The organism is Williamsia sp. SKLECPSW1 (assembly GCF_054332755.1).
Map to the genome: position 1 here is coordinate 603,100 of NZ_JBTGLI010000002.1, position 17,272 is coordinate 620,371.

Below are 17,272 nucleotides of genomic sequence, written 5' to 3' on the forward strand. Positions count from 1 at the left end.
TCACCTTCTAGAAGAACTTCAGCGGGTTGACGATGTCGGCGGTGAGCGTGAGGACCATGTAGCAGCCCATCACCGCGAGCACGGCGTAGGTGGCGGGCATGAGCTTGAGGTAGTCGACGGGTCCGGCACGCGACTTGCCGAGACGCCGACGGATGACGTCCCGCAGCTTCTCGTAGCCGACGATCGCCATGTGGCCGCCGTCGAGCGGGAGCAGCGGCACCAGGTTGAACAGACCCAGGAAGAAGTTGATGCTCACCAGCAGCAACACGAAGGTCTGCCACTGCCCGGCCTCGGCGGCGTCACCGCCGATCACCGTCGCGCCGTAGACGCTGACCGGCGTGTCGGCGGCGCGCGGTCCCCCGGTGACCGCGGTCCACAACGCTCCCACCTTCTGTGGCAACGAGATCAGCGCATCCCACGTGGCGTGCGCCAACTGTCCGGTGAAGACCACCGCACCGGGGACGGCACCCGCGAGGGTGAAGTCCTTGTGCGTGTCCTGCGGGTACGTGATGCCGATCTGCCGCACGGTCAGCGGTTCGTCGAGATCGGTGGCCTTCCCGGGCTCGTAGGTGGCGAGTTGCGGGGTGACGACGACCTGCCGGACCACGCCGTCGCGCAGCACACGCAGGTCCAGCGGACCCGAGGTGTACCGGATCAGCGGGGTCATCTGCTCGGCCGTGCTGACGTTCGCGCCGTTGACGGACAGGATCCGATCGCCGGGACGCAGTCCGGCGGCGGCCGCGGGGCCCGAGCCGCTGCACGGCGACGCGGTCCCGTCCCCGGCGATCGTCGTCGACACGCAGTCCGTGTCACCGACCTTCGCCGGTGGCGGGGCGGGGTTCAGGTTCGGCAGCCCCCAACCGATCGCCAGGATCACGACCAGCACGAACCCGAGGATGAAGTTCTGGGCGGGACCGGCGAGCAGCACCACGAACCGCTTCCACGGCTTCTGCCGGAACATCGCGCGATCGGCGTGCTCCGGGGCGATCTCGTCGTAGGTGGTCATCCCGGCGATGTCGCAGAATCCGCCGAGCGGGATCGCCTTCACGCCGTACTCGGTGCCGTTGCGGCGGGTCGACCACAGGGTGGGTCCGAACCCGACGAAGTAGCGACGGACCGCCATGCCGGTGCGCTGGGCGGCCCACATGTGCCCGCACTCGTGCCACGCGATCGACAGCAACAGCCCGAGCGCGAACACGAGGACGCCGATGATGAAGCCCACCTGACCGTGTCCTCCTACCCGGGGTCGCCGTGAGATGTGGTCAGCGCGACTGCGCCGACACCAGGTCCTCTGCGCTGCGCCGAGCCCATGCGTCGGCTGCGAGGACGTCGTCCACGGTACCCGGTTGCGCCGACCACTCGTCTGCTCGCGCCAGCACGTCCGACACGATGCCGACGATCCTCGGGAACGGGATCGCGCCGTCGAGGAACGCCTGCGCCGCGATCTCGTTGGCCGCGTTGAACACGCAGGTCAGCGAGCCGCCGCGGGAGCCGGCCGCGCGGGCGACGTCGATGGCCGGGAAGACGTCGCCGTCGACGGGTTCGAAGGTCCACCGCGACGCGGTGGAGAAGTCACAGGCGGTCGACGAGCCGGGGACGCGGTCGGGCCAGCCGAGGGCGAGCGCGATGGGCAGCTTCATCGACGGCGGTGACGCCTTGGCGATGGTCGCCCCGTCGACGAAGGTGACCATCGAGTGGACGATCGACTGCGGGTGCACCGTGACGTCGATGCGGTCGTAGGGCACGCCGAACAGCAGGTGCGCCTCGATGACCTCCAGCGCCTTGTTCACCAGCGTCGCCGAGTTCAGGGTGATCATCGGTCCCATCGACCACGTCGGGTGCTTGCCCGCCTGCTCGGGGGTGACGGTCGCGACCTCGTCGGCCGTCCAGCCGCGGAACGGCCCGCCGGAGGCGGTCAGGACCAGCCGGTCGACCTCGGCCGCGGTGCCCCCGCGCAGGCACTGCGCGATCGCGGAGTGTTCGGAGTCGACGGGGACGATCTGTCCCGGTGACGCGGCGGCGAGGACCAGCGCGCCCCCGGCGACGAGGGACTCCTTGTTCGCCAGGGCCAGGCGCGCGCCGGTGCCGAGCGCGGCGAGTGTCGGTCGCAGTCCGCGCGACCCGACGACGCCGTTGAGGACCACGTCGGCCTCCACCGACGTGACGAGGTCGACGAGCGCGTCGTCGCCGGAGCGGACCGGCCCCGCCGCGTGGGGACCGTCCGCGATCAGGTCGTCGAGACGTCGCGCGGAGAGCGGGTCGGCCAGGGCGACCCGGTCGGACGTCAGACCCACCGCCGCCATCTGCTCGGCGACCGCGTGCGGGTCGGCTCCGCCGGCGGCGAGCGACACCACCTCGAAGCGGTCCGGGTGCTCGGCGATCACCTCGAGTGCCTGGACCCCGATCGACCCGGTGGAACCGAGGACGGCGACCCGCGTGCGGCCGTTGTCACCGGGGGCGGGGTCCGGGCGGTCGTCCGGGCGCGGGGGTGATGGCACGACGGTCATTGTGCCCCCCGATATGCTGTCGCTACTACACGCCATCGTTGACGCCCTGCCCGCGTGGCCGGTGCGCCGAGCCAGGAGGATCCGTGGCCGACACCGAGATCGCCAAGACCGACGACCACTCGCACGACCTGGAGGTCGCCGACACCGGGTGGCGTCGCGAGCCGACCGACGCCCCGTCGGCGCGATTCGGGTGGCACGGCGAGTCGAAGACCACCATGCGTGTCAGCGGATGGATCTCCGGCCTGATCCTGCTGGCGATGATCATCGGCAACCACAAGGGTCACGTCGAGGACTGGTGGTTGGTCGGCTTCACCGCCGCGCTGTGGCTCGTCCTCATCCGTGATCTCGTCCTGTCCCGCGGCAAGTGGAAGAACTGACGCTCACCTGAGGTCCGCGGCGAGGACCTCACGCGCCGCCCGCTCACCGGCCTCGATCGCCCCGTCGATGTACCCCGGGTGATCGCGGGCCGTCTCCGAGCCCGCGAAGTGCACCCGCCCGACAGGTCGGGTCGGCAGCGGGAGGTCGACGCCTCCACCCAGGACGGGTAGCGCGCCGTACCCGCCACCGACGATCGCGTCGGTGTGCCACGACTTCTCGTGCCAGTCCGCCGGCGTCGACACCTGCGGCCCGAGACGACCGACCAGCCGGGACAACAGCAGGTCTCGCCGCGCCCGGGGCGACAGTGCGTCGAGATCGCGCGCCTCCGGCCCCCCGACGAGCAGGCAGAGGTGTCCCGGACCCCCGGGTGCCGACGTGTCGTACACCGCACATCCGGGACGGTCCAGGACGAGCAGCTCGCCGCTCGTGTGCCCTCTCCAGAACGGCGTCGGGTAGACGGCGATCGCCTTGAACACCGAACCCATCTCCATGCCCTGCTCGACGACCGCGCGCGCCGTCGGCAACGACGGCCTGTGTGTGATCCGCGCGGCCACCGGGGGCGGGACCGCGATCACCACCGCCCGGGCCCGACGCACACCCGAGGCGTCATGGACCGTGACACCCAGGTCGTCGCGGTCGAGCGTCGTGACCGGCGTGTCGAGGCGGATCGCGTCACCCAGCTCGGCGGCCAGGGCGTCGACCAGCGCGCCGGTACCGTCGACCAGCAACTCGTGTTGCGCCCCGCCCCTCGTCGCCAGCATCGTCGCCAGCCCACCCTGTCCGGCCATCATCTGCGCGGCGGTGCGCATCGAGATCCGGTGCGGGTCGGCCGTCCAGGAGATGGCCGCGGTCACCTCCAGCACACGACGGGGCGCGGCAGGGATCTTGTGCAGCAGATCGGCGATCGAGCGGTCCGACCACCGTCGCGGCGGGTGTCGGCGGCGACCGATCTCGATCAGCCCGAGCAGGGCGGCGGCCAGGAGCGTGACGGGTGAGAGGGCCGAACGTGGTCGACCGCCCGCGACGATCGTCGGCATGGGGGCGGTGCGCATCGGGAATCGCGCGGCACCGAGATCGTCTGCGAGAGCGCGGAACCGGTGGTGGTCGTACCCGATCCACTGCCCGCCGAGGTCGATCGCAGAGCCGAGCGACGAGGTGACGGTGAGCGTCCGTCCGCCGCAGCGCGACGACGCTTCCAGCACGACGACGTCGACCCCGGATCGACGGAGGTCGCGTGCCGCGACGAGACCGGACACCCCCGCGCCGACGACCACCACGTCGTGGTCGGTGCCGTCGGGCACGGGCTCAGCCCTCGGCGGCGAGTTGACCGCAGGCCGCGGCGATCTCCTGTCCGCGGGTGTCACGCACGGTGCAGGGCACCCCGCCGTCGTTGACCCGCCGGACGAACTCACGTTCCACCGCCTTGGGGGCGGCATCCCACTCGCTGCCCGGGGTGGGGTTGAGCGGGATGACGTTGACGTGCGCGAGATGCCCGAGGTGCGCGCGGAGCCGCTTGGCCAGCAGATCCGCACGCCACGGCTGGTCGTTGACGTCGCGGATCAGGGCGTACTCGATGGAGACACGTCGCCCGGACACGTCGGCGTAGTACCGCGCCGCGGAGAGCACCTCCTCCACGGACCACCGGTTGTTGACCGGCACGAGGGTGTCGCGCAGTTCGTCGTCGGGGGTGTGCAGGGACACCGCGAGCCGGACCTGCATCCGCTCGTCGGCGAGGCGGCGGATCGCCGGGGCCAGCCCGACCGTCGACACCGTCACCGAGCGCTGCGAGATGCCCAGCCCCTCCGGCGCGGGGGCGGTGATGCGGTGCACGGCATCCCGCACGCGGGTGTAGTTCGCCAGCGGCTCACCCATCCCCATGAACACGACGTTGGAGAGTCGACGCGCCCCGGCGAGCTCGCCGTCGGCGACGGCACGCGCGGCGGCCCGGACCTGGTCGACGATCTCCGCCGTGGACAGGTTGCGGTCGAGTCCGCCTTGACCGGTGGCGCAGAACGGACATGCCATGCCGCACCCCGCCTGACTCGAGACGCACACGGTGGTGCGGTCGGCGTATCCCATCAGCACCGACTCGAGCATGGTGCCGTCGTGCAGACGCCACAGCGTCTTGCGGGTGGTGCCGTCGTCACAGGCGATGTGGCGCACCGGTGTCATGAGGGTCGGGAACAGCGACTCCGCCACCGTCGACCGCAGCGCCGCGGGGAGGTCGGTCATCTCGGCGGGATCGGCACACAGACGTCCGTAGTACTGACGGGCGAGCTGGTCGGCGCGGAATCCGGGCAGCCCGAGCGCCTCGACCGCGGCACGACGACCGGCACGGTCGAGGTCGGCCAGATGCGTCGGCGGCCGGCCGCGCTTGGGCGCGTCGAACACCAGAGGCAGGTCGGGACCGGGCATGCGACAACGGTCCCGCACCCGCCGCCGGAAATCCAATCGTCACCGACTCGGGGCACCCGGTCACGATCGGTCCTCACTCCCCCGCGAGTCGCCGCGTGCGTGGGCGTGACGGTGGATGATGACCCGCATGACGAATCCCGAGTCCACAGACGCATCGGATCACGACCCGGTCCATGACGACGGTCCGGTCCACCACGACGGCCCACCGGCGGCCCACTCGTCGGGTGCACAGCCCGACTCGGTGAAGCGGGCACTCGCCGACGTACGGCACACGCGCACCAAGTCGGCGTGGGTCGGTCTCATCGTCGGGGCGATCGTGCTGATCCTGCTGCTGGTGTTCATCGTCCAGAACCTGGACAAGCAGGAGATCCAGCTCTTCTTCTGGCAGGTGAACCTGCCGCAGGGTGTCAGCCTCCTGATCGCCGCGATCGCCGGTGCGCTCATCACCGCCGTCGTGGGCGGTGCACGGATGTTCCAGGTGCGACGCGCGGTGCGCAAGGCCTGATCGGCGGATCCCGCCGTACCCGCCGCGGGTACGGCGGGCGTCGTCTCAGAGCAGTGCGCCGAGGATCGCCCACACCACGAAGGCGCACGGCAGGATCGAGTCCAGCCGGTCCATGATCCCGCCGTGTCCCGGCAGCAGCGTCCCCATGTCCTTGATGCCGAGGTCGCGCTTGACCTGCGACTCGACGAGATCGCCCAGGGTCGCGCAGATCACGAGCACCGGGCCGAGGGCCAGCCCGATCCACCAGTGCGCGTCGAGCAGGAACAAGGCGAGCAGAACGGAACCGACCGTCCCGAAGACCAGGGATCCGGCCATGCCCTCCCACGACTTCTTCGGGCTGATGGCCGGCACCATCGGGTGGCGTCCGAAAAGGACGCCGGCGGTGTAGCCGCCGACGTCGGAGCAGACCACGACGATCATGAGCGTCAGCACCCGCGCCCAGCCGTGATCCTGGGTCACCATCATGATGGCGAAGGACGCGAACAGCGGCAGCCAGGCGAGCACCAGGACCGTCACCGCCAGATCCTGCAGATAGTTCACCGGGGCCTCGGTCCGGCCGCCGCTCAGCAGCTTCCACACCATCGCGACGAGCACGGTCGCGGCGAAGGCGACGAGCGCCCCCGTCGGGCCCCACGGCCACGCCGACCACATGATGGCCTGCCCACCGACCATCAGCGGGATGATCCCGACGGCGTATCCGCCGTCGCGGACACGCTTGGCGACCTCCCACGTCGCGACCGCGATCGACACCGCGACGACCGGGATCCAGACCAGCGGCGCGAAGACGAGCACGAGGATGACACCGACGCCGAGGGAACCCCCGACGGCGAACGCGGCCGGGAGGTCCCGACCCGCACGCGACGTCTTCTTCGCGGGCTCCTGCGCTCCGCCCACCCCGGACGGCTCGGCCCCCGACTTCTCCGTCATCTGCACACCCTCGCCGCCGGCTCTCACACCTCCAGCAGCTCGCTTTCCTTGTTCTTCACCAGGTCGTCGACCTGGGCGACGTAGCCGGACGTCGTCTTGTCCAGGTCCTTCTCCGCGCGGGTCACCTCGTCCTCGCCCGCCTCGCCGTCCTTCTGGATGCGCTTGAGCTCGTCGAGGGCCTTGCGGCGGACGTTGCGGATGGAGATCTTCGCGTCCTCGCCCTTGGACTTGACCTGCTTGACCAGCTCACGACGCCGCTCCTCGGTGAGCTGTGGGACCGCCACCCGGATGATCGAGCCGTCGTTGGTCGGGTTCACGCCGAGGTCGGAGTTGCGGATCGCGGTCTCGATCGCGCCGAGCGACGACGCCTCGTACGGCTTGATGACGACGAGCCGGGCCTCCGGGGTGCTGATGGAGGACAGCTGCGTGATCGGCGTGGTGGCGCCGTAGTAGTCGATGACGATGCGGTTGAACATCGAGGGGTTCGCGCGCCCGGTGCGCACCGACCCCATGTCGTCGCGCGCGACGCTCACCGCCTTCTCCATCTTCTCCTCGGCGTCGAAGAGTGCTTCATCGATCACGGTCTCGCCCTTCGTCGTCGATCGTCGTTGGTGGGTCGTGCCGCGTCCGAGGGGGAAGCGGTCGGACAACTCACATGACCAGTGTGCCGATCTTCTCACCCGCGACGGCGCGGGCGATGTTGCCCTCCTGCAGCAGGTTGAAGACCAGGATGGGCATGTCGTTGTCCATGCAGAGACTGAACGCCGTCGAGTCCGCGACGGCCAGGCCCTTCTCGAGCACCTCGCGGTGGCTGACCTCGCGGTACAGCGTGGCGTCGGGGTCGCTGCGGGGGTCGGCGCTGTAGACCCCGTCGACCGCCTTGGCCATGAGGACGACCTCCGCCTTGATCTCCAGCGCTCGCTGCGCCGCCGTCGTGTCGGTCGAGAAGTAGGGCATGCCCATGCCGGCGCCGAAGATGACCACCCGCCCCTTCTCGAGGTGGCGCTGCGCCCGCAGCGGGATGTAGGGCTCGGCCACCTGCCCCATGGTGATCGCTGTCTGCACGCGGGTGACGATTCCTTCCTTCTCCAGGAAGTCCTGCAGCGCAAGGCAGTTCATGACCGTTCCGAGCATGCCCATGTAGTCCGAGCGGGACCGTTCGAGACCGCGCTGCTGCAGTTCCGCGCCGCGGAAGAAGTTGCCGCCGCCGATGACGACGGCGACCTGCACGCCGGTCCGCACGACCTCGGCGATCTGCGCGGCGACGGTCGACACGACGTCGGGGTCGAGGCCGACCTTGCCGCCCCCGAACATCTCGCCGCCCAGCTTCAGCACGACACGGGAGAAGCCGTGCCGCGCCGGGGTGTCGGTCGCCTCGGGTGTCTGGACAGAACCGTCGGTCACCAGCGCTCCTCAGGGTCGTGGATGTCGAGATCGGCGGGCCGACGGGCCTCGCCGCGGACAATCCTATGTGGTCACCGTCGGCTCCCCCGCCCCGACGGCAGACGCCGACCCCGGGGCGATGGCCCCGGGGTCGGCGTCTGGTGGTGCGAGGCGGCGGGTCAGGCCTGCCCGACCTCGAACCGTGCGAAGCGGGTGATGGTGACGCCGGCCTCGTCGAGGAGGGCCTTCACCGTCTTCTTGGAGTCCTGCACCGACGACTGGTCGAGCAGCACGACGTCCTTGTAGAAGCCGTTGACGCGACCCTCGACGATCTTCGGCAGCGCCTGCTCGGGCTTGCCCTCCTCGCGGGCGGTCTGCTCGGCGATGCGCCGCTCGTTCTCGACGATGTCGGCGGGCACCTCCTCGCGGGTGGCGTAGCGGGCCTTGAGCGCGGCGACCTGCATCGCGGCACCGCGGGCGGCCTCGGCCGCATCCGGGCCGTCGCCGGTGTACTCGACGAGCACACCCACCGCGGGCGGCAGGTCCGAGGCCCGCTTGTGCAGGTAGCTGGCCACGCTGCCGTCGAACGCAGCGATGCGGCGCAGCTCGAGCTTCTCGCCGATCTTCGCCGACAGCGCGGCGACGGCGTCGGCGACGGTCTGGCCGTCGATCTCGGCGGCCGCCAGCGAGTCGAGGTCGGTGGCCTTCGAGGTGATGGCGGCGTCGACGATCGAGTCGGCGAGCGCCTGGAACTCCGCGTTCTTCGCGACGAAGTCGGTCTCGCTGTTGATCTCGACCATGACCCCGTCGCGTGCGGCGACGAGCCCTTCGGCGGTGGACCGCTCGGCACGCTTGCCGACGTCCTTGGCGCCCTTGATACGCAGCTCCTCGACGGCCTTGTCGAAGTCGCCGTCGTTGTTGGCCAGGGCGTTCTTGCAGTCCAGCATCCCCGAGCCGGTCAGCTCACGGAGCCGCTTCACGTCGGCGGCGGTGTAGTTCGCCATCGGTGGCGAGCCTCCTTCTCAGATGGTGCGACGCCCGCCCCACCGCCGAGGACGACTCGGGGCGGGACGGGCAGCGCGGTGATGTGTCGATCGGCGGTCGGCCGAGAACGGCCGGGTCGATCGGGCCTGTGCAGCAGAGACGATCAGGCCTGCGCGGCCGGGGCGTCACCCGCAGGGGCGGCCGGGGCGTCGCCCGCGGGCGCGGAGGCCTGCGTGAGCAGCTCCTGCTCCCACTCGGCCAGCGGCTCGCCGCCACCCGCCTCGGGCTTGGCGTCGGCGTCGCCCGACTGGCCGGCGCGTGCCTGGACGCCCTCGGCGACGGCGGAGGCGACCACACGGGTCAGCAGCGCGGCGCTGCGGATCGCGTCGTCGTTGCCCGGGATCGGGTAGTCGACGAGATCGGGATCGCAGTTGGTGTCGAGGATGGCGATGACCGGGATGTTGAGCTTGCGCGCCTCACCCACGGCGATGTGCTCCTTGTTGGTGTCCACCACCCAGATGGCCGACGGCACCTTGCCCATGTCCCGGATACCACCGAGGGTCCGGTCGAGCTTGGTCATCTCACGCGTCAGCATGAGGATTTCCTTCTTGGTGCGACCCTCGAAGCCACCGGTCTGCTCCATGGTCTCGAGCTCCTTGAGGCGCTGGAGACGCTTGTGGACGGTGGAGAAGTTGGTCAGCATGCCGCCCAGCCAGCGCTGGTTGACGTAGGGCATCCCCACGCGCGTCGCCTCGCTGGCGATGGACTCCTGAGCCTGCTTCTTGGTGCCGACGAAGAGGATCGTGCCGCCGTGGGCGACCGTCTCCTTGACGAACTCGTAGGCGCGATCGATGTAGGTCAGCGTCTGCTGCAGATCGATGATGTAGATGCCGTTGCGGTCGGTGAAGATGAACCGCTTCATCTTCGGGTTCCACCGTCGTGTCTGGTGGCCGAAGTGGGCGCCGCTGTCCAGCAGCTGTTTCATGGTGACGACAGCCATGTCGTGTCTTCTCTCGTGTGCAGTTCGACGTCGACCGCGGGTGCGGCCGACCCTGACGCCTGCTCCGGTCAGAACCCGGCACGCGCGTGCGTTCCGGGACCGCCTGACCGGGATGTGTCCGATGACCGAGCCCCTCCGGGGTGCTCACCGTGTCCAGGCGTGCGAAGTCACCCCACCCGGAGGTGGAGTGCGTCGGCCAGTGTAGCCGCGCCCGCCGGGCGGACGAAATCCCGCGGAACCGATCGGGTCCGGGCTGCGTCCCATGGACATGGGGACTCACGGCGGGCCGACGACGTCGGTGGGGCGGATCGTGATCGTCGTCGCCATCGCGATCTGCGTCGCACTCGGCGAGACGGGGCCCGCGCACGGACGCATCCCGGGCGGCTACGGGTGGCCCCTGCTCCCCCGACCGACCGTGGCGCGCGGATTCGACCCACCGGCGCAGCGATGGCTCGCCGGACACCGAGGCGTCGATCTCGTCGGCATCGGGCCGGTGCTGGCGGCCGGGGCGGGGACGGTCCGGTTCGCCGGTGCCGTGGGCGGCAAGGAGGTGGTGTCGATCCTGCACGCCGACGGCATCGTCACCACCTACGAACCGGTGGAGCCGACGGTGTCCGCGGGCGCGGCGGTCGCCCGCGGGTCGCCGATCGGGGTCCTCATCGCCGGGCACCCGGGCTGCGCGACACCGTGTCTGCACTGGGGTGCGCGCCGCGGCACCGGACGGTCGGCCACCTACCTCGATCCCCGCGCACTCGTGGGGGCGGTACGGGTCCGGCTGTTGCCCCTCGCGACCGGATGACCTCGTCAGGCCCGCGGGTGGGCCTGACGGTGTACCGCGCGCAGGCGGTCGACGCCGACGTGGGTGTACAGCTGCGTCGTGGCGAGCGAGGAGTGCCCGAGCAGTTCCTGGACCACGCGGAGGTCGGCGCCGCCCTCGAGGAGGTGTGTCGCCGCGGAGTGCCGCAGACCGTGCGGGCCGATGTCGGGTGCGCCGTCGACCGCGGCGACCGCGGCGTGCACCACCCGGCGTGCTGCGCGCTGGTCGAGTCGTCGGCCGCGGACCCCGAGGAACAGCGCTCTACCCGACGCGGACACGGCCAGTTCCGGACGACCGCGCCGCCGCCACCCGTCGAGAGCACGCGCGGCCGGGACACCGAACGGGACGCTGCGCTCCTTGTCGCCCTTGCCGACCACCCGCAGCACGCGGCGGTCGTCGTCGACGTCGTCGAGGTCGAGACCGCAGAGCTCGCCGACGCGGATGCCGGTGCCGTAGAGGATCTCCACGAGGGCGGTGTCACGCAGGGCGAGCGGCGATCCCTCGTCGGGACCGGGTGCGGATCGGGCCGCGGCCGCGGCCTGGTCTGCGGTGAGCACCGGCGGCAGCGTCCGGTGCGCGCGCGGCGCCTGCAGACGTGCCGACGGGTCCCCCGCCAGGACGCCCTCGCGGACAGCCCACGCGCAGAACGTCTTCGCCGACGAGACGTGGCGGGCGACGGTGGTCCGCGCCGCGCCGCGACGCGCCGTCTGGGCGAGCCAGGCGCGCAGCAGGTCGAGATCGATGTCGGCGAGAGCGATCTCCCGGGACCCGGCGAAGGCCACCAGCGACCGCACGTCGGCGCAGTAGGCGCGCACGGTGTGTTCGCTGTGCCCCTTCTCGTGGCGCAGGTACGCCTCGAAATCGGCCAGGCGCCCGGTGTCGTGCATGGACCCAGCCTCACCCGCGCGCGAACCGACGGACACGCGACGCGCCCCGTCGTGACCGAAGCGATGCGTCGGGTCAGCTCGCGGGGACCGACTCCTCGGCCCGCCGGAGCTCGGCCTTCCACTGTCGGAAGCCCTCCTCGGTACGGCCACGGCGCCAGTACCCGGAGATGGACGCCTTCGCCGCGGGGACACCGCGTTCCTTGCGCACGTAGGACCTCAGGTTGTGCATGACCGCCTGGGCCTCACCGTGGATGAACACCTGCGGCTCCCCGGGGAGCCATCGCGCGGTGCGAACCGCCTCGACGAGCGGGGCGTTGTCGCCGGCGACCGAGTCGTCGGCGGCGTCGGAACAGGCACCACGGTGGACCCAGGTGATGGTCGCCCGGTGCGGGGCGTCGAGGGCGATCTCGTCCTCGGGGCCCGCGACCTCGATGAATGCCTGCGCCGTCGCATCCGGCGGCAGGGCGGCGAGGGCGGCGGCGAGCGCAGGGAGGCCCGCCTCGTCCGAGGCCAGCAGGTGCCACGGCGCGGTGGGATCGGGGCGATAGCCGCTTCCCGGCCCGAGAAAGCGGACGACCTCCCCCGGCTGCACCGAGGCGGCCCAGGGCCCCGCCACACCGACGTCCCCGTGGACGACGAAGTCGACGGCGATCTCGCCGCGTTCGGTGTCGACGGACCGCACCGTGTAGGTCCGGAGCACCGGCTGGTCCTCCGCAGCGAAGTCCGCGCGGATGCGGTCGAGGTCGAACGGCTCGGGGTAGGTGACGCCCGGCGCACCGAACACGAACTTCACATATGCGTCCGTGTCGTCGGTCCGTGCGAAGTCGGCGAAACCGGGGCCGCCGAGATGCACGCGCACCATGTGCGGGGTGATCCACTCCGTGCGGCGGACCTCCATCGTGTTCAGTCGCTTGGCCATGCACCAGAGCCTACACCCGACGTTAGGTAAGCCTAACCAGACACTTCGGACACGTCCCCGTCACAGGAGTCTCGGCGCCTGCCCACCCCCGTTCCCCCGGCTCGCCGCGGCTCGTCGCAATGCCCATGTGGCGCCGTCGCCGTCGACGAGGCCGAGCATGTCGAGGGTGGCCAGAGCCGCTCGCGTCGTGGCGACGTCGACGCCGGCGGAGAAGGCGATCTCGGCGACGGTGGATCCCCCGGAGGCGGGGACCGCCTCCCGCACACGGGCCACGGTCGGATCCAGCCCGTCGACGACCGTGCGGGGGTTCGCGGTCGCTCCCCCGCCGTCGGGGGCGACCAGACGCTCCACCGCCGCCGGCCCGTCGACGAGTTGGGCGTACCCGTCGGCGATGAGCGCGTGACACCCCACCGACATCGCCGATGTGGCCGGACCGGGTACCGCGCCGATCGGTCGACCGACGACACGCGCCCACGCGGCGGTGTTGTTCGCTCCGCTGCGTCGACCCGCCTCCACCACGACGACCGCTCCCGTGAGCGCCACCACCAGCCGGTTGCGCGCCAGGAACCGGTGGCGGGCAGCGGTCGTCCCCGGCGCGTACTCGGTGACCACCGCACCGGTCCGGGCGATCTCGGCGAACAACGCACCGTGGTCGACGGGGTAGTCGATGTCGAGACCACACGCGGTCACCGCCACCGTCACACCGCCGTCGGCGAGAGCCCGGCGGTGCGCCGCGCCGTCGATGCCGTAGGCGCCGCCGGAGACCACCGCGCGATCCCGCTCGACGAGACCTCCGGCCACCACCGAGGCCATCCGCGTCCCGTACGACGTCGCCGCCCGCGAGCCGACGACCGCCACCGCCGCGTCTGCGATGTCTGCGAGGCGTGCAGGACCGCGGACCCACAGCGCCAGCGGCGGTCCACCGCGGGAGGCGGTGTCGGCGGTCTGCAACGCATGCAGTGCCCACCCCGGCCACTCGTCGTCGTCGGGGGTCAGCAGTCGGCCGGCGAGCCGGTCGAGGGTGCGCAGATCGTCTGCGGCGGAGTCCGTCTCGCACCGCGCCGCCGTCGACCGCAGCACACCGCTGTGAGCCGGCGGCACCGATCGCGCCCGGACCGCCCGGGCCGCCTCCTCGACCCCGATGTCGTCGACGAGTCGGCCCAGTGCCGCCGACGGCGGCTCGGCCACCCGGGACAGATAGGCCCACGCCCGGAGGCGGCGGGTGTCGGGGCCGGACGGCGGGGCGCTCACACCCGCTCCCGATCACGGAACATCAACGCCTGCGCCACCTCGTCCTGCGAGGGCGTGACACCGCCGCGCAGATCGCACAACGTCCAGGCCAGACGCAGGGCCCGGTCCGCACCGCGTGCGGTGACGCGGCCGTCGCGCAGGTACAGCCCGATGGGCCGTGTCACCACCGACGGCAACGCGAACCGTGTGCGCAGGGCGGACCCCGGCACCTCGGCGTTGCTCGTCCACCCGTTGTCGGACCACCGCTCGCGGGCAGCGCTGCGGGCGGCGATCACCCGGAGCCGGATGTCGGCGCTCGACTCACCGACACCACCGGTGAGCGCCGCCGTCCCCGGCGGGTCCATCCGGACGCGGAGGTCGACCCGATCCATCAGCGGGCCGGACAACCTGCCCAGGTAGCGACGCCGCGCCTGGGAGGTGCAGACGCAGTCGACGTCGTGCGCGGGGGCACACGGACAGGGATTGGCCGCGAGCACCAGCAGGAACCGGGCGGGCAGCGTCGCGACGCCGTCGCGGCGCCAGACGCGCGTCTGTCCGTCCTCGAGGGGGGTCCGCAACGATTCGAGGGCTTTCACCCCCATCTCTGCGCACTCGTCGAGGAACAGCACCCCGCGGTGCGCGCGGGACACCGCGCCGGGGCGAGCCATCCCGGTGCCACCCCCGACCAGCGCGGTGTGCGAGGTGGAGTGGTGCGGCGCGATGAACGGCGGCTCCGTCAGGAGCGGACCACCGGGCGGGAGCGTGCCCGCAACGGAGTGGATCACGGTGGCCTCCAACGCCTCGGACTCGGTCAGCGGCGGCAGGATCCCCGGGAGTCGCCGGGCAAGCATGGTCTTGCCGATACCCGGCGGGCCCGTCATGAACACGTGATGCGCGCCGGCCGCGGCGATCTCGAGCGCACGGCGGGCCTCGTCCTGTCCGACGACGTCGGCCATGTCGACGGCGTCGCCGCGGGACGGCGCCACGGCGACGGGGTCGGTCGTGTCGACCGAGTCGAGCGCGCGCTCACCGGCCAACCATGCGATGACGTCACGGAGGTGGTCGGCGGCGCCGATCTCGACACCGGGGACGAGCGCGGCCTCGGCGGCGTTGCGACGCGGGACGACGACCCGGGTGAGCCCCTCGGCCACCGCGGCCATCACCGACGGCAGCACACCGTGCACAGGTCGGATCCGCCCGTCGAGGGCGAGTTCGCCGAGGAACAGGCATTCGTCGAGCAGATGTGGTGGCACCTTCTCGCTCGCCGCCAGAACGGCGACCGCGATGGCGACGTCGTAGGCGGAACCGCTCTTCGGCATCGTGGCCGGCGACAGGCTCAGCACCACCCGGCCGTCGGGCCATTTGCACCCCGAGTTCGTCACGGCCGCCCGCACCCGGTCCTTCGCCTCCCGCAACGAGGCGTCGGCGAGTCCCACCAGGGCGACCCCCGGGAGGCCCTGGTTGACGAATGCCTCGATCTCGACGGGGCTGCCCGACACCCCCACGACCGCGGCCGATCGCGCCCGACCCAGGCCGCTCACGAGATCCCCCGGATGTGCTCGACGGCCACGGCGTCGGTCCGGAGGTCCAGCAGGACGGCGATGACGTCGACGCGGATCGCGGCGAACCCCCGCGCCTGCGTGTCCAGCCACAGGCCGGTGAGTCGACGCAGTCGCCGGTGCTTCGCCGCGGTCACCGCCTCCGCCGGCGTGCCGAAGCGTGTCCCCGTGCGGGTCTTCACCTCGACGACGACGAGCGTCGAATCCTCGCACGCGACGATGTCGAGCTCTCCCCAGCGGCATCGCCAGTTGCGCGCGAGCACCGAATAGCCCTGCCGCACGAGGTGTTCCGTCGCGGCGTCCTCGCCACGACGTCCGATCAGTTGTCGGCTCGGTGGCCGTCGGCTGTCCTCCACGACGGCAACTGTGTCGCCCGCCGCCGTCGCCGGGGCGGATCAGACCACCGCGGACCCGACGTCCTGTGAGGGTGCCGGGAACTGGGGATGGTCAGTCGACGGCGAGTGCGCGGGCGAAGAGCGGCCACGAGCGGTGCAGGCTGTCCTGCCAGTAGGGCCAGCTGTGGGTCCCCGCCGGCGGCAACGAGAAGGTCGCGGGGATCCCCAGCCGGTCGAGCTTGGCCTGCAGTGCGACGGTGCACCGTCGCACCGAGCTCTCGATGACAGCCCCCACGCCGATCCGCGAGACCAGTTCGGCGACGTTCCCGTCGATCCCGGGCCCGTCGATCCGGTCGTACGGGCCCGGCGCACCTGTCGCCGCAGAGATGTAGAGCGCGGTGCCGCGCAGCTTCTCGGCGTTGACGTACGGGTCGTTGCGCACCCAGTCCGGATCGCCGACGGGACCCCACATGTTGTCGGCGTTGCCGCCTCCGCGGGCGACGGTCAACCGGACATAGGCCTGCCCGACGAGGTCGGACGTCTGTGCGCACCCGCTGTAGGACCCGACAGCGCGGTACAGCCCGGGCGCGTCGATGGCCAGCTGCAGGACCGACGTCCCCGCCATCGAGATCCCGGCCAGTGCGTTGCGGCCGTCGCCGCCGAACCGGGAGTCCATCACCGGCGGGAGTTCCCGCGTCAGGAAGGTGGCCCACTTCTGGTGTCCGAGCACGGGATCGTCGGCGCGCCAGTCGGCGAAGTAGCTCGCCGCCCCGCCGAGCGGGATGACCACGGTGGCGTTCTTGTCGGCGAAGAACCGCACGACATCGGTCTGGTCGAGCCAACTGCTGCCGTTCAGGCCGCCCTGCGCGCCGTTCAGCAGGTACACGGTCGGATGCGGCGCGGAAGGGTCCCGGGGCGGGATGACGTCGACACGCATGTCGGCGCGCATCGCCGGTGACGAGACGGTGAGCGAGAGGGTCCCCGGCGGCCCGGGCCTCTCGGACAGGACGGTCGCGGCGGGCTCCGCCGACGCCGTCGGGGCGGCGGCCAGCAGGCCGGCCGTCAGAACCGTCACGACGGAGACCAACACCGCCGGAATCGCGCGTCGAACTCTCACACCCCTCATCCCCTCGTCGACCTGCCGGAACCCGCGCAGTCGTCGACCGGGCTGTCCGAACACGAACCGGACGACCCCCATCGCCACGGTGCGCAGGCGACCATACCTGACGGTAATGCAGGTCACAGCACCGTCCGGCGACTCGCGCGAGTTGCCCCCGCTCATGCGTGCGCGTTACCGTCGCCGCGGGGTGGGGCCCGTCACGTCTCAACGCTCGTTGTGGCACAAGGACTCCCGCTGGTCACGCATCACCCGATTCGAGGTGGGCGCAGGCACGTGTACACCCACCGGCGCGGGTGGGGTGTGGTC

18 protein-coding genes are annotated in these 17,272 nt (G+C 71.5%); 3 read left to right on the forward strand and 15 right to left on the reverse strand.

The annotated features are described in order from the left end of the window. Nucleotides 1–7 precede the first annotated feature (7 nt). Together ACXVUM_RS18655 and dxr are read right to left on the reverse strand one after the other, a co-directional pair. On the reverse strand, nucleotides 8–1,222 hold the full coding sequence (locus ACXVUM_RS18655; RefSeq protein WP_458523402.1) for a M50 family metallopeptidase: 1,215 nt from the start codon (nucleotides 1,220–1,222) through the stop codon (nucleotides 8–10). A gap of 40 nt (nucleotides 1,223–1,262) precedes the next feature. Then, nucleotides 1,263–2,498: a 1-deoxy-D-xylulose-5-phosphate reductoisomerase gene (dxr, locus tag ACXVUM_RS18660; RefSeq protein ID WP_458523403.1), complete on the reverse strand. Its 1,236-nt coding sequence runs from the start codon at nucleotides 2,496–2,498 to the stop codon at nucleotides 1,263–1,265. A gap of 92 nt (nucleotides 2,499–2,590) precedes the next feature. Here dxr and ACXVUM_RS18665 point away from each other — a divergent pair, with 92 nt between their 5' ends. Then, nucleotides 2,591–2,884 carry a DUF2631 domain-containing protein gene (locus tag ACXVUM_RS18665; protein ID WP_458523404.1) on the forward strand — a complete coding sequence of 98 codons (294 nt, stop codon included), beginning with the start codon at nucleotides 2,591–2,593 and terminating at the stop codon, nucleotides 2,882–2,884. A gap of 3 nt (nucleotides 2,885–2,887) precedes the next feature. Here ACXVUM_RS18665 and ACXVUM_RS18670 read toward each other — a convergent pair whose 3' ends face one another. Together ACXVUM_RS18670 and rlmN are read right to left on the reverse strand one after the other, a co-directional pair. Further along, a complete protein-coding gene (locus ACXVUM_RS18670; RefSeq protein ID WP_458523405.1) occupies nucleotides 2,888–4,186 on the reverse strand; it encodes a flavin monoamine oxidase family protein in 1,299 nt (432 codons plus the stop codon). A gap of 4 nt (nucleotides 4,187–4,190) precedes the next feature. Continuing rightward, nucleotides 4,191–5,300: a 23S rRNA (adenine(2503)-C(2))-methyltransferase RlmN gene (rlmN, locus tag ACXVUM_RS18675; protein ID WP_458523406.1), complete on the reverse strand. Its 1,110-nt coding sequence runs from the start codon at nucleotides 5,298–5,300 to the stop codon at nucleotides 4,191–4,193. 127 nt (nucleotides 5,301–5,427) lie between these two features. Between rlmN and ACXVUM_RS18680 the strand changes: the two genes are divergently transcribed. Further along, nucleotides 5,428–5,805: a LapA family protein gene (locus ACXVUM_RS18680; RefSeq protein WP_458523407.1), complete on the forward strand. Its 378-nt coding sequence runs from the start codon at nucleotides 5,428–5,430 to the stop codon at nucleotides 5,803–5,805. 45 nt (nucleotides 5,806–5,850) lie between these two features. Here the strand turns inward: ACXVUM_RS18680 and ACXVUM_RS18685 are convergent, their stop codons facing one another. The 5 genes from ACXVUM_RS18685 to rpsB all read right to left on the reverse strand — a co-directional run bounded on the left by ACXVUM_RS18685 (nucleotide 5,851) and on the right by rpsB (nucleotide 10,099). Continuing rightward, nucleotides 5,851–6,732 (reverse strand): phosphatidate cytidylyltransferase, encoded by an 882-nt coding sequence (locus ACXVUM_RS18685; RefSeq protein WP_458523408.1) that lies wholly within the window; start codon nucleotides 6,730–6,732, stop codon nucleotides 5,851–5,853. 23 nt (nucleotides 6,733–6,755) lie between these two features. After that, nucleotides 6,756–7,313: a ribosome recycling factor gene (gene frr, locus ACXVUM_RS18690; protein ID WP_458523409.1), complete on the reverse strand. Its 558-nt coding sequence runs from the start codon at nucleotides 7,311–7,313 to the stop codon at nucleotides 6,756–6,758. 70 nt (nucleotides 7,314–7,383) lie between these two features. Then, the gene (gene pyrH / locus ACXVUM_RS18695) at nucleotides 7,384–8,136 is read right to left on the reverse strand and encodes a UMP kinase (RefSeq protein ID WP_458523410.1); all 753 of its coding nucleotides are present in this window, start codon (nucleotides 8,134–8,136) and stop codon (nucleotides 7,384–7,386) included. A gap of 158 nt (nucleotides 8,137–8,294) precedes the next feature. Continuing rightward, nucleotides 8,295–9,119, reverse strand: coding sequence for a translation elongation factor Ts (gene tsf, locus ACXVUM_RS18700; RefSeq protein ID WP_458523411.1), 825 nt, complete (start codon nucleotides 9,117–9,119; stop codon nucleotides 8,295–8,297). Nucleotides 9,120–9,262: 143 nt separating this feature from the next. Beyond that, on the reverse strand, nucleotides 9,263–10,099 hold the full coding sequence (gene rpsB / locus ACXVUM_RS18705; RefSeq protein WP_458523412.1) for a 30S ribosomal protein S2: 837 nt from the start codon (nucleotides 10,097–10,099) through the stop codon (nucleotides 9,263–9,265). A 262-nt stretch (nucleotides 10,100–10,361) separates the two neighbouring features. On the opposite strand from rpsB, the gene ACXVUM_RS18710 reads away from it, so the two are divergent. Further along, entirely contained in the window at nucleotides 10,362–10,898 is a 537-nt protein-coding gene (locus tag ACXVUM_RS18710; protein WP_458523413.1) for a M23 family metallopeptidase, read from the forward strand. Nucleotides 10,899–10,903: 5 nt separating this feature from the next. Here ACXVUM_RS18710 and ACXVUM_RS18715 read toward each other — a convergent pair whose 3' ends face one another. From ACXVUM_RS18715 to ACXVUM_RS18740, 6 genes are all read right to left on the reverse strand, one after another. Continuing rightward, nucleotides 10,904–11,803 (reverse strand): tyrosine recombinase XerC, encoded by a 900-nt coding sequence (locus tag ACXVUM_RS18715; RefSeq protein WP_458523414.1) that lies wholly within the window; start codon nucleotides 11,801–11,803, stop codon nucleotides 10,904–10,906. A 73-nt stretch (nucleotides 11,804–11,876) separates the two neighbouring features. After that, nucleotides 11,877–12,722 carry a siderophore-interacting protein gene (locus tag ACXVUM_RS18720; RefSeq protein WP_458523415.1) on the reverse strand — a complete coding sequence of 282 codons (846 nt, stop codon included), beginning with the start codon at nucleotides 12,720–12,722 and terminating at the stop codon, nucleotides 11,877–11,879. Between the two features lie 60 nt (nucleotides 12,723–12,782). Continuing rightward, nucleotides 12,783–13,973, reverse strand: a complete 1,191-nt coding sequence (gene dprA, locus ACXVUM_RS18725; RefSeq protein ID WP_458523416.1) for a DNA-processing protein DprA — start codon at nucleotides 13,971–13,973, stop codon at nucleotides 12,783–12,785. Then, nucleotides 13,970–15,493 (reverse strand): YifB family Mg chelatase-like AAA ATPase, encoded by a 1,524-nt coding sequence (locus ACXVUM_RS18730; protein WP_458523417.1) that lies wholly within the window; start codon nucleotides 15,491–15,493, stop codon nucleotides 13,970–13,972. Before ACXVUM_RS18730 ends, dprA begins: the two co-directional genes overlap by 4 nt. Further along, complete coding sequence (locus ACXVUM_RS18735) at nucleotides 15,490–15,867, reverse strand: YraN family protein (RefSeq protein WP_458523418.1); 378 nt, start codon at nucleotides 15,865–15,867, stop codon at nucleotides 15,490–15,492. Before ACXVUM_RS18735 ends, ACXVUM_RS18730 begins: the two co-directional genes overlap by 4 nt. Nucleotides 15,868–15,958: 91 nt before the next feature. Next, on the reverse strand, nucleotides 15,959–16,972 hold the full coding sequence (locus ACXVUM_RS18740; protein ID WP_458523566.1) for an alpha/beta hydrolase: 1,014 nt from the start codon (nucleotides 16,970–16,972) through the stop codon (nucleotides 15,959–15,961). Nucleotides 16,973–17,272: the final 300 nt, after the last annotated feature.